This is a genomic window from Planomonospora corallina (assembly GCF_042650625.1).
Lineage (GTDB): Bacteria > Actinomycetota > Actinomycetes > Streptosporangiales > Streptosporangiaceae > Planomonospora_B > Planomonospora_B corallina.
The window spans coordinates 295,289-308,966 of record NZ_JBHSBM010000013.1; the positions used below are offsets into that span (position 1 = coordinate 295,289).

The window sequence follows — 13,678 nt, forward strand, 5'->3', positions numbered from 1 at the left end:
GACCGGCCCGCCGGTTCAGGGGCTCTGGTTCAGGGACGCCGGTCGAGGTAGGGGTCCGCGGCGGCGTCCGCGTAACCGCGCCGGCCCGCCGGGGTCAGCGCGTACTCCGCCGAGGGGCGGTCGAAGTAGAGGACCGCGCGGATCTTCGGCAGGCGCTTGAGGTCGTCCGCGAGGTCCCGGAAGTAAGCCTCCTGGCACGCCTTCCCGAAGCCGAACTCCATGATGCCGTAGGCCTTGCCCCGGGCCCCCGGGCCGAGGAGCCCGGCCTCCAGGCGGGCGTAGAACCGGTTGAGGACCGCGCGGGCCGAGCCGTACGAGCACCGGCTGTCGTAGGGGTCCCAGGAGATCCAGTCGACGTACGCGTCGCCGGGGTAGGAGGAGGTGTAGACGGAGTCGTCGCCGGAGAACCCGCCCACGACGTAGTTCCACCGCACGTTGGTGACGCCTCTGGCGGTGAAGAGGGCGTGCACGTGCCGCCACATGTCCCGGTAGCCGGCCGTCCAGGAGTCGCGCAGCCCGCGGTCGGTCATCCACTCGACCTGCGTGTCGATCTCGCTGGAGAGGTCCAGCACGATCCGCCCGGGGAACGCCTTCAGCCGGTCCGCGGCGGCGTTCAGCAGCGGGTCGAAGCGCCCCGCGGCGACGTCGCCGGGCCGGATCCACTCGCCGGTGAAGTCCGGCGGCGTCCCGGGATCGTCGAAGACGGCGGGGCCGGGCAGCGCGTGCCCGTTGAAGCTCGACGGGCACGGGCCGAAGCAGCGCCCGTCGATCTGCAGGAACAGGACCCGGTCGCGGGCCAGTTCGGCGTCCTGGGCGGTGGGCCAGAGGAGAGTCTGCTCCGGGGCCGTCCCGGTGATCTGCGAGAGGCTGTAGTAGCGCCGGAAGGCGTCGAAGCGGCGGGGCTCCGTACGGTCGCCCGGCCGGCCGGTCTCGTAGGGGGTGACGTCGGCGTTGCCCGAGCGGTACAGGCCCCACCACGCGCCGCCGCAGGCGGGGGCGAGCCGGTCGTCCGGTCCCGCGGCCGCGTAGCGCACCTCCAGTTCGGCGGGGCGGCCCGTGCCGCGGTCCTCCCGCGCCGCGAAGTCCGCGGGGCCGGGGCCCGCGTGGGTGACGGCGAAGGAGAACGTCCCGTCGCCGGTCACCGCCCGGGACACGTCGAAGACGGCCCATCCGCCGCCGGGCAGTGAGCCGGCGGACGACAGCGCCTCGCCCAGGGGCGGCCTGTCGCGCCAGGCCGTGCCCTCCCGCCACCGCGCGGGGTCCACGGTGTGCGCGGCCGTGGCGGCGTCGGCGGCCGTGTGGGACCACAGCCGCAGGCGGGCCTCGACCGGGCAGGCGCCGGCCGGCACGCCGGCCACGGTGAACTTCACCAGGGCCTGGTGCTCCCGGGGCGGGGATCCGGCCCGCAGCCGCGGTTCCCCGCCCCGGGAGGCGGTCCCGCCGAGCGCGGTGACGTAGGTGTCCTCGACGGTCCTGGTCACCAGGGTTCCCGCCGTGGGCGGTCCGGGCGTGCGGTCCGGCTCCGGTGGGGTCCGCGTGAGGACGAGAGCGCCCGCCGCGGCCAGGACGGCGAGGAGGGCGAGGGCGGATCGGGAGGCTGCGTGCATCTCTTCTCATCGGCGGGTGGAAGGGCGGACGGCGGGTGGAAGGGCGGACGGACGGGACGGCGGGTGGAACCGCGGGTGGACGGGACGGCGGGCGGGGGACGGTGGCCAGGGGGCGGTGGCCAGGGGGCGGTGGCCAGGGGGCGGTGGCCAGGGGGCGGCGGGAGGCCGGACCGGCGGAGGCGCCGGGTGTGTCCGTTCTCCCGCGTAACGCGATGGTAGATCTTTCTTGAGATCTATGGGGTTATTGTCATGCTGTGTCCACTATATGGATTAACATTTGCTTACATGATCATTATGATCTTTTGGGGTATATGAGGTTATCTAGGTGCTTTGCCTGGTTTGATCTCTGCGGTGAGTGGGGCGGCTGTGAGCTACGAGACGGGTACGGGGGTCATGGGGGCGGTGACGGCCGCCGGTGGCCGCCTGCCTGTGGCAGGAGCGTTCCCGGCGGGGGAGGGCGCCTGCTGGGAGAAGGGGTACGTCCGCGGAGCCGCCTGGGGCGATGCCGCCTGCGGCCTGCTGGTCTTCGCCGGACTGGTCGCCGTGCGGTCGGCGGACGGCGGCCTCTACCCGCCCGAGCTGGCGCTCGGCGCGCTGCTGACCGTGCTCTGGCCCCTCGCCGTCTCGATCGCGGGCGGCTACCGGACGCACCGCGTCGGCGACGGCCCCGACGAGTACCGCGCGGTGCTCCAGGCCGCGACCGCCCTCGCCTCCCTGGTCGCCATCGTCGCCTACGCCACCCAGACACCGGTCGCCCGCAGCTACGTGATGGCGGGCCTCCCGCTGCTGGCCTTCGTCACCTTCTGCTTCCGGTACGGCTGGCGCAAGCGGCTGCACCGGCGCCGGGAACGGGGCGAGGGGCTGCGCCGGGTCGTCGCCGTCGGCCACCGGGAGGCCGTGGCGGAGCTGGTCGCCCAGCTGCGCAGGGAGCGCTATCACGGGATGCGGGTCGTGGCCGCCTGCCTGCCGCCGGCTCCCGCGGGGCTCCCCGCGGACGTGGGAGGCGTCCCGGTGCGGGGCGACTTCACCGCCGTCGCGCGGGTGGCGGCCGAGGTCGGGGGCGACGCCGTCGCGGTGCTCGCCTGCCCCGAGCTCGACGGCGTGGCGCTGCGCAGGATGAGCTGGCGGCTCGCCGAGACCGACACGGACCTCTACGTCGCCGCCGCGCTGATGGAGGTGGCGGGCCCCCGCACGACCGTGCGCCCGGTGGCCGGCCTCCCCCTGCTGCACGTGCAGCATCCGGACCTGACCGGGCCCCGGCAGCTCGTCAAGAGCACCTTCGACAGGGCGGGCGCCCTCCTCGTCCTGCTCCTCCTGGCCCCCCTCCTGGCCGGGATCCACCTGGCCGTCCGCGTGACGAGCGGCGGCCCGGTGATCTTCACCCAGACCCGGGTCGGCAAGGACGGCCGCGAGTTCCGGCTCCTGAAGTTCAGGACCATGGTGGTCGGCGCCGAGTCCCTCCAGGCGGACCTGGGCGCGAGCGACGGCGACGGCGTCCTGTTCAAGCTCAGGAAGGACCCGCGGGTCACGCCGGTCGGCGCCTGGCTGCGCCGCCACTCCCTGGACGAGCTCCCGCAGATCATCAACGTCCTCGCCGGCGACATGTCCCTGGTGGGTCCCCGGCCCCCGCTCCCGGCCGAGGTCGCGCGCTACGGCGCCGACGTCCACCGGCGCCTGGTCGTCAAGCCGGGGATGACCGGGCTCTGGCAGGTGAGCGGGCGCTCCGACCTGTCCTGGGAGGAGTCCGTCCGGCTCGACCTGCGCTACGTGGAGAACTGGTCCCTCGCCCTGGACCTGCAGATCCTCTGGAAGACCTGGTCGGCGGTGGTCCGGGGGACGGGGGCCTACTGAGCCGCCCGGACCCCTCCCGCGCCCTCCCCGCACGACCGACCACCACCGAACGGATCCCCGATGCTCACGACGCTCGACGACGGCCCGCACCCGGCCGCCGAGTCGTCCGAGGCCCTGCGCGCACTGGTCGACCAGCTGTGGCGGCCGGCGGACGGCCGCCCCGTGATCCGCGCGACCCTCGACCGCGCCCCCTCCGGACACCGGGTCGTCGAACGCTACGCGATCGTTCCCGGCCCGGCCCGCGCCCGCTTCCTCACCCCGCTGGTCACCCGCGCGTCCGCGGCGGCCTCGGTCGGCCGGTACAACGGGTTGCGCCCGCCCCGGACGCGGGCCGCCCGCGCCCTGCTCGGCCTGGGCCTGCGCGCCGGTCTCGCGCAGCGCCTCATGCGGCGCACCCTGCTGATCTCGGCCCCCGAGGAGCTGCCCGACGCCGCGATCGCCGGCCACCTGCTGACCGCCCACCTCTCGGAGATCCTGGGCGGACGGCTGGCCGCGGGGATCAGCGTGCGCGAGCCCGACCCCAACCTCAAGCCGATCCTGCAGCTCTTCCGCCCGGACGGGCGGCCCGCGGGCTTCGCCAAGGTCGGCTGGAACGAGGCGACCCGGCGGCTCGTCACCCGGGAGGCTCAGGCCACGGCGGCGGTACGGCACGCCGTACCGGCACGCCTGCCGGAGCTCGTGCACCACGGCTCGTGGCAGGGCCGCGAGGTCGTGGTCACCGCCCCGCTGCCGCCCGGCATCCGGCGGCACCCCGACCCCGACCGGCCGCTCGACCCCCACGTCCCGCTGAGCATCGCCGAGAGCACCGGCGTCCGCACCCTGCCGCTGGCCGGGTCGGGCTACTGGCGCGGGCTCGCGGCCGAGGCCGGAGGGATGGCGGGGGAGACGCCCGCCGCGGTCCTCGCCGCGCTGCGGCGGATCGAGGCCGCGCACGGCCGCACCGAGCTGCGCTTCGGCCGCTGGCACGGCGACTGGACGCCGTGGAACCTCGGCTGGGACGGCCGGGACCTGTGGATCTGGGACTGGGAGCACAGCACCGCGGAGGTGCCCGTCGGCTTCGACCTGCTCCACTGGCGCTTCCAGGTCGCCGTGGCCATGCGCGACCTGCCCCTGGCCGACGGCGTCGCGGCCGTGCGCGCCGCGGCCCGGGAGGAGCTGGGCGCGGTCGGCGTGCGGGCCGGGGACCGGGGGCTGGTCGCGGCCCTCTACCTGCTGGAGATGTTCGTGCGGACCTGCCGCCTGGAACAGGGGGGCGGGGGCTGGCACTCCCGGGTGTTCCCCGAGGCGATGCTCCCGGTCCTGCGTGAGATGGAGACAACGGGATGAAAGTGCTCTTCGTGTGCTCGGGTGGCGGGCACCTGACCCAGCTGCACCGGCTCCGCGGCTGGTGGAGCGAGCACGAGCGGCTCTGGGTGACCTTCAGGCAGGCCGACGCGCTCTCGCTGCTCGACGGCGAGGACGTCAGCTGGGCCTACCACCCGACGACCCGCAACATCCCCAACCTGATCCGCAACCTCGGGCTCGCCGTCCGGCTGCTGCCCCGCTTCCGGCCGGACGTCGTCGTCAGCACCGGCGCGGGCGTGGCGTTCCCGTTCTTCCTGCTCGCCAAGCTCTTCCGCTGCCGCACGGTGTACATGGAGGTCTACGACCGCATCGACTCGGGCACCCTGACCGGCAGGCTCTGCTACCCGTTGTCCGACCTGTTCCTGCTGCAGTGGCCCGAGCAGCAGGAGGTCTATCCCCGGGGCGTCGTCGTCGGGCAGGTGCTCTGAGATGGGCGAGCGGACGAGCACGGACGACCGTCCCCTGGTGCTGGTCACGGCCGGCACCGACCACCACCCCTTCCACCGGCTCGGCGACTGGGTCGGACGGTGGCTCGCGGACCGGGGCGGCACGGTCCGCTGCGTGGTCCAGCACGGCGCCTCGCGCGCGGTGCGCGGCGCCGAGTGCCACGAGATGCTGCCCCACGGCGAGCTGCGGAGCCTGATGGAGGAGGCGGCCGCCGTCGTCTGCCAGGGCGGTCCCGGCGGGATCACCGAGGCCCGCTCGGCCGGGCGGCTGCCCATCGTGGTCCCCCGCACGGCCCGGCTGGGCGAGCACGTCGACGACCACCAGCTCCGCTTCGCCGAGGTGATGGCGGCCGGCGGCCGAATCGCCCTGGCCGGCTCGGCCGAGGAGCTCGCCGCCCACCTCGACGCCGCGCTCGCCGACCCCGCCCGGTACCGCGTGGTCCCGGACGGCGGGGCCGGCCCGGCGGCGACGACCCTCCTGTTCGGCAAGCTCATCGGCGAACTGGTCGCCCGCCCCCGCGGCGTCAGTTCGCGGCGGTCGCGGCGACGGTCATCGCGAAGCTGAGGTCGGCGCTCCACCGGTCGTACTGGTGCATCTCCACCGCGATCGTGTTGGCACCGGCCACCAGGACGCTCGCGGGCACGGTGAGGCGCACGGGGGTCCGCTCCTCGGCGTTGGTGGAGTAGCCGGTCAGCGCGGTCGTGCCGGGGGTGATCGCGCCCCCGGGGAGGTTGACCCGGCCGACCTCGGCGCCGTTGACGTAGACCACGGCTCCGTCGTCGCGGACGAGGTCGATCAGCAGGTCCTTGTGGGCGGCCGGGTCCGCGACCTTCAGCGTGGTGCGGAAGTAGGCGGTCACGTGCCGGGGCGTGGCGCCCGCGGGCAGCAGGGTGGCCTCGTCGCCGTCGCCGTAGCCGAGCTCGCCGGGACCGGCGGACCAGGAGGAGTCGTCGAAGGACGGGGAGGTCCAGGACGCGCCCGGGTCCGTCCCGTCGTAGCGCCACTTCCAGGTCGCCCCCTTGGACAGGAGGGTCACCGTGGAGGCGGAGGCCGCCACCGGGAGGGCGGCGGTGCTCGCGGAGCGGTTGCCGGCGTCGTCCACGGCCCGGACCCAGTACTTGACGGCGCCCGAGGCGGTGGTGTCGGTGTAGGACGTGCCGGTCGTGGTGGCGATCACCCGGTCGTTCCGGAACACCTCGTACCCGACCTGGCCGGAGTCGTCGGACGCGGCGGACCAGGCGAGCTTGTTGCCGCCGGTGGTCCCCGCCAGGCGGAGGCCGGAGGGGGCGGACGGGGCCGTGGCGTCGCCGGAGCAGAGCCGGCCGAAGCCGCCCAGCCACTGGTAGGAGCCGGTGGCGCTGTTCCAGGAGCCGCGGTTCATGTCCCCGCCGAACCACAGGCAGCCGTTCGTGTCGGTGGTCATGGCCCAGGGGCCGTCACCGAGCCGGGACCTGATCGACGGGGCGAAGTTCGGCAGGTACTCGCCGGTCCTGGCGTCCCAGGCGCCGATCCAGACGATCTGGTGCGCGTTCGACCAGCCGGTCGGGTTCTCGTAGCTGGCGGCGCCGTTGTAGACGAACTCCGGGCAGTGGCAGGAGCCGTAGACGATGCCGTCCTTGACGACGGACGCCTGGATGTCGCCGCCCTTCTTCATGATGTGGCCGGTGACCCTGGTCAGGTCGTCGCGGTCGTAGAGCTGGAAGTCGTGCTGGGAGCCGCCCATCCAGACGCCGTCGCCGTACTCGAGGACCGACTGGCGGTAGTCGCGGTCGGCGGTCGGGGTGCTCGGCTTCCAGTCGGCCAGGCCGGGGACCAGGGTGGCCGGGGCGGAGGTCGTGATCACGGCGAAGCTGTTGGCGGGCTTGTCGCCGACCTTCTCGAAGTAACCGCCGAAGTAGACGCGGTCGCCCTTCTCGCTGGCGTCCACGTCGACCACGGGCAGGTCGAAGCGGGGCGTCCACGTCTCGTCGGGGCGCCCGTCGGAGACGCGCACGCGGGCCGCCATGACCGCCCAGACCTTCGAGGAGAGCGGGTTGCCGCCGCTGACGTGGTTGAACGCGCCGCCGGCGTAGAGCCAGCCGCCCTGCACGTCGAGGGCCTTGACCTTGACGGTGAGGTTGCTCGCGCGGGTGAAGGTGGTCCGCCAGCCGGGCACGACCCTGCCGGTCGCCGGGTCGAGGGCGGCCATGCCGACGGTGCCGGCCTCGCCGTTGACGCTGGTGAACTCGCCCGCGACGACGATCTTGTCGCCCAGCGCCTGGATGTCCCAGACCTGGCCGTCGAGCCTGGGCAGGAACGACGAGCGCCACTCGCCGCTCCTGACGTCGAAGGCGGCCAGGTACGGCTGGTCCTTCTTGACCCCGGTCGCGCCCTGCTGGACGTACTTGAACCTGCCGCCCACGTAGATGGTGTCGCCCAGCACCTCCAGGGCCTGCACCTCGAGGAACTCCTCACCGGTGCCGGTGCCCATCACGCCGGTCACGCCCCAGGGCAGGGGGGTGGTCTGGTTGGAGACCAGCGGGACGACGGTGGAGGCCCGGGTGCCCGGGTCGGGGACGGCGTCGTAGGAGACGTTCGTGATCTTCGGGCGGATGAAGACCTGGGTGAACGGGATGGGGCTGCCCTCGCTGCCGTCCTGCCAGAGGTGGCTGGTGGAGGAGGTGGAGGCGCCGCTCTGGCCGGCTCCGTAGCTGAAGCCCTTCTGCCAGCCGTGGTTCTTCCACTCGTAGGTGAAGACGCGGCGCGAGCCGCTGTTGTCGTTCCAGTCGCGGGTGTTGCCGCCGGAGTAGGTCCTGCCGTCCACGACGACGGAGGCGAGCGGGTGCGGGGGGTTGGCGTCGAAGGTCCACGACCAGTCGCCGCGGTCCTTGAACTTCCAGCGCATCTCCTGCCAGGCGGTGCCGCTCGCGTCGGCCGCGCGGCGCAGCCGCACCCCGTCGGGGAGCGCGTCCACCCGGGTGCCGTTCAGCAGCGCGTTGACGGTGTCCCCGCCGAGGGCCGCGGGCGCGAACGCGGCGGTCCCCGAGGGGGTGTTGCGGACGTTGCCGGGGGTGCGCTGGCCGGGGTAGTGGAACGTCCAGCCCTCGCGGCCCCGGCCGATGAGGACCCAGCCGCCGCCGTCGGTCGTCATGTCGCAGTAGAACTGCTGCGGGGCGACGAGCTTGGGCGTCTGCAGCCAGTAGACGCCGTCGGCGCTGCCCGGGTGGGCCTGCTTGATCGCCCAGCAGGACGGCGCGGCCCTGTCGGAGCCGGTGCCGTCGGGCGCGGGCGCCGGAGCGGTCCGCGCGGCCGCCTGCGGCGCGCCGGCGACGGCGGCGCCGCCGAACAGGAGGGCCAGGGCCGCCAGGGCCACCAGGGGCGGGGCCGTCGCGGTACGGCGCGAGGATGGCATGTGCTCCTCCGGGGACTCGTGTGTGGTGTGGTCGCCCGGGCAGAAGCCGGTGACGGATGGGGCCCTCCGAGCCAATCTGGTCGGAAGCTACTCGCGTTTGGGCGTAACGGTCAAACCGGAAACATGGTTTGTTAAACGACCGTTAATATGATCAAGGAATCCAGGGGAACTTCCGGTCGAGGAGTTGGAAAAGCCCCTCGTTGTGCGGCCGGTAGAAATCCGCGAGCGCCGCCGCCGTCCCCGGGTTCATCGGGGGAGCGGGCAGGTGGTTGTGCCGGTCGGCGACCGGGAGCTCCCATTGCGGAAGGCCGAGGAAACGGACCACCTCGGCGACGGTCCCCCTCTCGTCGCGGTAGAGGTCCTCGGCCGCGATGATCAGGATGTTCTCCCTCGGGAACAGCCGCAGCCAGCGTTCCACCTGAGGCAGATAGACGCCCCGGTCCCGGTAGGAGAAGAAGTCGTGCGCCCGGCTGTAGTAGTACGGGTCGGCGGCCATGCGCTCGGCCTCGCCGCGCAGCCGCTCCGGCTCGGCGGCCAGCGCCTCCTCGAAGCCCAGCGTCTCCGTTCCCGCGTCCACCCGCTCCCAGTAGTGGGAGTAGGCGCGCCGGACCGGGTCCCGGAGCGAGATGACGACCTTCACGTCGGGCATGCGCTCCCGGACCCGTTCGGCGACCGGCGGATAGTACATGTAGTAGGGGCAGGCCTCGCCGGTCAGCGGGCGGACGCCGTACCTCCGCTCCAGCCGGTCCAGCCGCCGCTCGGTGGCGAAGTGCGACCGGTACCACGCGTCACCCCTGGCGTAGTTCACGTAGAAGTACCAGGGGCTCTTGATCTCCCTGGACTCCGGGAACATCGGCATGACCAGCGGGTGCCGGACCAGGTAGTTCCAGAGGGACGTGGTGCCCCCGCGCTTGGAGCCGATGATCAGGAAGTCGGGCAGGTGCCGCCGGTCCGCGGTGCGCACGGCGTACGCGCGCGTCGCGGCGTTCACGGCGTCCTTCATCCACCGGGGGGAACGGTCTTTCGCCTGGGCGAGCAGGCTGCGGGCCATGGCGGTCGTCTCCTTGTGCTGGGCGTTCTGTGCGTTCTGTGCGTTCTGGGCGTTCTCGGTGTTCTCGGCGTTCTGGGTGTGCTGGCGTTCTCTGTGTTCCGGGCGTTCCGGGTGTTCTGGGCCTTCCGGGAGTCGTCTCAGCGCCGCCGGACGGTCTCCACGAGCAGATCCAGGTGCAGGGCCGCGCGTCCCCGCCACAGCACCAGGCCGTAGCCGGTGCAGGCGGCCACCAGGTAGGCGGCGAAGGCCGGCGCGGTGGGCTCGGCGAGCAGGCGCGCCACCACGCCGCCGCCGCCGAACCAGAGCAGGGCCGCCAGGGCGGGGAGGACCAGCCCGCGCGCGCCCAGCCGGAGGCCGAGCCCGCGGCGGACCTGGATCGCGGCGGCCAGGGTGTCGACCAGCTCGGCGGCGGCCCAGGCGAGCGCGGCCCCGACGATGCCCAGGCGCGGCACGAGGAGCAGGTTGAGCACCACGTTGACGGCGAGCGCGGCGGCCTTGTTCGCCAGGGCCCAGGAGCTCTTGCCCCCCATGAGCAGCACGGTCTGCACGTTGCCCGCCGCCATCACCGCCAGCATCGCCACGGCGAGGATCGCCAGGGCCGCCGCCCCGCCGGCGAACCCGTCCCCGAAGAGGGTGAGCACGAACGGGCCGAAGCAGGCCAGTGCCAGGTAGAGCGGCCAGGAGGCGATCATCACCCAGCCCGTCGCCATGCTGTTCAGCCGCTCGGCCTCACCGTGCTCCTTCCGGGCCAGCAGGGCGGCGATCTGCGGCGCGACCGCGATCCGGGTGGCGGCCAGCACGAGCGTGCCGGTCGTGATGAACCTGCTGGCGGTGGCGTAGATCCCGGCGTCGTGGTCGGAGACCAGCGCGCCGACGATGAGCACGTCGAGCCAGACGATCAGGATCTCGAGCGTGGCGGCGAGGCCGCGCGCGCCGGAGAAGAGCCAGAACTCCCGGACCGCGCGCGGGTCCCGCCCGCCCCCGGTCCCGTCCCCGCCCCCGGCCCGCCGTACCATCCGCCAGAGCAGTACGGCCGCCGCGGCGAAGGTCAGCGCCACCGGCGCCGACCAGGCGAGCATCACGGCCCCGGAGCCGAGGCCGAGCCCCGCCGCGGCCACGGCGAGCAGCGGGCGGGCGGCGGGCAGGGCCACGTTGACGGCCGTGTAGGCGGTCAGGTCGCCGAGCCCGCGCATGCCGGACAGGACGACCATCCGGGCGGCCGAGACGGCGAGGAAGGGCGCGGCGATCCTCAGGAAGAGGGTGGCCTCGTCGAGGTGGGCCGGGTCGGCGAAGAGGGCGGCGAGCCGGGGCGCGCAGGCGTACAGGACCGCCGCCGCGACCGCGCTCACGGCCAGGACCGGCGCGAGCGCCGCGACGGTCACCCGGCGCAGGTCCGCCGTCCGGCCGAGCGCCCGCAGCCGGGCGGCCGAGCGCACCAGCCCGGTGTCCGCGCCCAGCTCGGTGACCTCGCTCAGGATCATGAACAGGGCCGTCGCGATGAAGAAGACGCCCGCCTCGGCGGGGCCGAGCAGCCGCGCGACGACGACGGTCATCAGGAAGCCGGCGGCCGCCGAGACGACGGAGCCGGCCAGGGTGACCAGGCCGCCCCTGGCGAAGTTCCGCAGCTCCTCGCGGTCGCCGCCGTCCCGGGCGGTCACGGCCGGGCCTCCGGCGCCCCCTGGTGCCGGAGCTCGCGCAGGTGGCGCAGGCCGAGGGCGGCGGCCATGAAGACGACGACGAGCTGGGTGCCGTCCAGCCCGTAGTAGAACATCATGAAGACCGCCATGACGGGCACGACGTGCAGCCAGACCATCTCCAGCGGGAGCCTCCTGGTCCGCCAGGCGAGGCCGGCCAGGAAGAGGCTGAACAGCAGGAGCGCGGGGAAGCCGTAGGAGAACATGACGTTCCAGAACTGGCCCTGGGTGCCGACCGAGACGCCGATGGTGAGCGAGGGGCGCGGGGCGCCGTAGCCCAGGATCGGCGAGTCCAGGGTGCGCTGGAACGCCTCCAGATAGATGCCCACCCGGTCGTCGTTGGAGCCGCTCACCGAGGTCCGCGAGGTGATGCCGTCGGCGACCCCGGTCAGGTAGGCCACCGTCCCGCCGACCGCCCCGGCGGCGACCATGGCGACCAGCCCCGCCAGGTGCCCCCTGGCCGCGTAGCGCAGCGCGGCGTAGGAGAGGGCGAAGGCCACCGCCAGCAGCATGCCTCGGTTGAGGGTGGCGAAGGCCGGGACGAGGGAGGCGGTGGCGAGCAGGCCCAGCAGCACGCCCTGCCGGATCGTGCCCTGGATCCGCATGAACAGCAGGACCAGCGGGAGCAGGAGCGCGTAGTGGCTGCCCCAGGCGTTGGTGTAGGGGAAGGGGGCGCTGGGCCGCACGAACGGCTCGGCGGCCCCCCAGGGGTGCTGCACCTCGGCGAACTTGGGGTGGACGAGTTCCTGCACGAGCTCGTTGGAGGCGATCGCCCCCGGCATCACCCTCTCCATGGGCGTGACGATCGACCCCTCGGGGAACAGCACGCCCAGGTAGCCCCCGGCGACCACCCAGATCCAGAAGGCGACCAGGAACCCGACGGCGGTGCCGACGGGGAGCCTCCTGGAGGAGCAGTTGTAGACGTAGACGAAGACCACCGTGGCGCTGGCGTAGGCCGTCATCCGGAAGAGCAGGCCCGCCAGTCGGGGCGCGCTGTCGAGCTGGGTGCCCGCGACGGCCACGGAGAGCAGGAAGAGCAGCCAGAGCCCGAAGCCCCGGGGCACGGCCACGCGGCCCCGCCGTGCCAGCGCCGCCACCATGGGGAGGGCGAAGAGCGCCCCCGCGAACGGGGCCAGGCCGAGCACCCACCACAGGGGGTAGAACACGAACAGGGCGCGGAGCGGCCAGACCGGCAGCTCGCGTGCCGCGCGGCCCGCGCTGCGGGGACGGTGCGGGGTCACGGTCGCCACGGCGGGTCAGATCCCCCGGCCGCGCGTGTTGAGGAGGGCCAGGACGCGCCGGCCGCTGATCAGCCGGCTCGCGACCAGCAGGGCCAGATAGGCGCGGGGCTCGCGCGGGTTGTGCCGGAGCGACCGCCGCGCCCAGCGCACGGCCTCGCCGTGCTGCCCGGCGGCCGCGCGGTAGAAGGCGACCTGCCCCTCGATCCTGGCCAGCCCCGCGGGCTCGGTGGCGAACTCGGGGTGTTTGCGCAGCAGGTGGGTGAGCGCGTCGGCGATCATCGGGAAGCGGCGGGCGAAGAAGGAGCCCTGCCAGTTGATGGCCACCAGCGGCCGCCGCACGCAGCGGATCGGCTCCAGCTTCGCCAGGCGCAGCAGCAGGTCGTAGTCCTCGGCGTAGCTGCCGGGCAGGTCCTCGTCGACGAGGCCGACGACCTCGGTCAGCACCGCGCGGTCGACGAGCAGGTTCGAGCCGTTCAGCGTGAAGACGCGGTCCCGGAGCAGGTCGCGGTGGGTGACCGGGCGCTCGGGCCCGGGGCGGGGGCTGACCGTGCCGCGGCAGCGGATCTCGATCCCGGTCCCCGCGGCGACGCCCCCCTCGGCGGCCAGGAGCTCGACCTGCGCGCGGAGCTTGCCGGGCAGCCACTCGTCGTCGTCGTCGCAGAACGCGACGTAGTCGGTCAGGGCGGCGGTGATCCCGGTGTTCCGGGCCCCGGCGAGCCCGGGGGTGCGCTCGTTGACCAGGACGTCCAGGCTCCGGCCCGCGGGGCACGCGACGTCGGGCCGGACCGGTTCCGACTGGTCGAAGACGACGGCCACGTGGATCTCGCCGGGGTAGTCCTGGCCGAGGACGGCCGTGACCGCCCGGCGCAGGAGCTCCGGCCGGTCGCGGGTGGCCACGACCACCGTCACGGACGGCGCGGGGGCCGAGGAGCTGTTCAGGGTTTTCGCCCCTTCTGTGCAGTGTTGCACCCTAGGCTAGGGTCGTTTGAGACTGATTTTGCCAGTTCTATAGCAAATGACCGTTTCATGTCCTCGCGAGCTGAGTGAGTAGG

10 protein-coding genes are annotated in these 13,678 nt (G+C 73.7%); 4 read left to right on the forward strand and 6 right to left on the reverse strand.

All coding sequences use genetic code 11. The features are described 5' to 3' along the window. Nucleotides 1–29: 29 nt before the first annotated feature. Nucleotides 30–1,607 carry a CBM96 family carbohydrate-binding protein gene (locus tag ACFOWE_RS10675; protein ID WP_377287064.1) on the reverse strand — a complete coding sequence of 526 codons (1,578 nt, stop codon included), beginning with the start codon at nucleotides 1,605–1,607 and terminating at the stop codon, nucleotides 30–32. 393 nt (nucleotides 1,608–2,000) lie between these two features. On the opposite strand from ACFOWE_RS10675, the gene ACFOWE_RS10680 reads away from it, so the two are divergent. Genes ACFOWE_RS10680 through ACFOWE_RS10695 form a run of 4 tightly spaced genes read left to right on the forward strand, consistent with a single transcriptional unit; the run spans nucleotide 2,001 to nucleotide 5,813 of the window. Further along, on the forward strand, nucleotides 2,001–3,458 hold the full coding sequence (locus ACFOWE_RS10680; protein WP_377287132.1) for a sugar transferase: 1,458 nt from the start codon (nucleotides 2,001–2,003) through the stop codon (nucleotides 3,456–3,458). Between the two features lie 60 nt (nucleotides 3,459–3,518). Continuing rightward, nucleotides 3,519–4,784, forward strand: coding sequence for a hypothetical protein (locus ACFOWE_RS10685; protein WP_377287065.1), 1,266 nt, complete (start codon nucleotides 3,519–3,521; stop codon nucleotides 4,782–4,784). Beyond that, complete coding sequence (gene pssD / locus ACFOWE_RS10690) at nucleotides 4,781–5,230, forward strand: PssD/Cps14F family polysaccharide biosynthesis glycosyltransferase (protein ID WP_377287066.1); 450 nt, start codon at nucleotides 4,781–4,783, stop codon at nucleotides 5,228–5,230. Before ACFOWE_RS10685 ends, pssD begins: the two co-directional genes overlap by 4 nt. Before the next feature lies 1 nt (nucleotide 5,231). Next, nucleotides 5,232–5,813 (forward strand): glycosyltransferase, encoded by a 582-nt coding sequence (locus ACFOWE_RS10695; protein WP_377287067.1) that lies wholly within the window; start codon nucleotides 5,232–5,234, stop codon nucleotides 5,811–5,813. Here the strand turns inward: ACFOWE_RS10695 and ACFOWE_RS10700 are convergent. From ACFOWE_RS10700 to ACFOWE_RS10720, 5 genes are all read right to left on the reverse strand, one after another. Then, nucleotides 5,773–8,640, reverse strand: coding sequence for a fibrinogen-like YCDxxxxGGGW domain-containing protein (locus ACFOWE_RS10700; RefSeq protein WP_377287068.1), 2,868 nt, complete (start codon nucleotides 8,638–8,640; stop codon nucleotides 5,773–5,775). The genes ACFOWE_RS10695 and ACFOWE_RS10700 overlap by 41 nt on opposite strands. A 151-nt stretch (nucleotides 8,641–8,791) precedes the next feature. Next, a complete protein-coding gene (locus ACFOWE_RS10705; protein ID WP_377287069.1) occupies nucleotides 8,792–9,691 on the reverse strand; it encodes a sulfotransferase domain-containing protein in 900 nt (299 codons plus the stop codon). A 137-nt stretch (nucleotides 9,692–9,828) separates the two neighbouring features. Continuing rightward, complete coding sequence (locus ACFOWE_RS10710) at nucleotides 9,829–11,349, reverse strand: lipopolysaccharide biosynthesis protein (protein WP_377287070.1); 1,521 nt, start codon at nucleotides 11,347–11,349, stop codon at nucleotides 9,829–9,831. Then, the gene (locus ACFOWE_RS10715; RefSeq protein WP_377287071.1) at nucleotides 11,346–12,635 is read right to left on the reverse strand and encodes an O-antigen ligase family protein; all 1,290 of its coding nucleotides are present in this window, start codon (nucleotides 12,633–12,635) and stop codon (nucleotides 11,346–11,348) included. Before ACFOWE_RS10715 ends, ACFOWE_RS10710 begins: the two co-directional genes overlap by 4 nt. A 6-nt stretch (nucleotides 12,636–12,641) precedes the next feature. Next, nucleotides 12,642–13,595, reverse strand: a complete 954-nt coding sequence (locus ACFOWE_RS10720) for a glycosyltransferase family 2 protein (RefSeq protein ID WP_377287072.1) — start codon at nucleotides 13,593–13,595, stop codon at nucleotides 12,642–12,644. Between the last annotated feature and the right edge of the window lie 83 nt (nucleotides 13,596–13,678).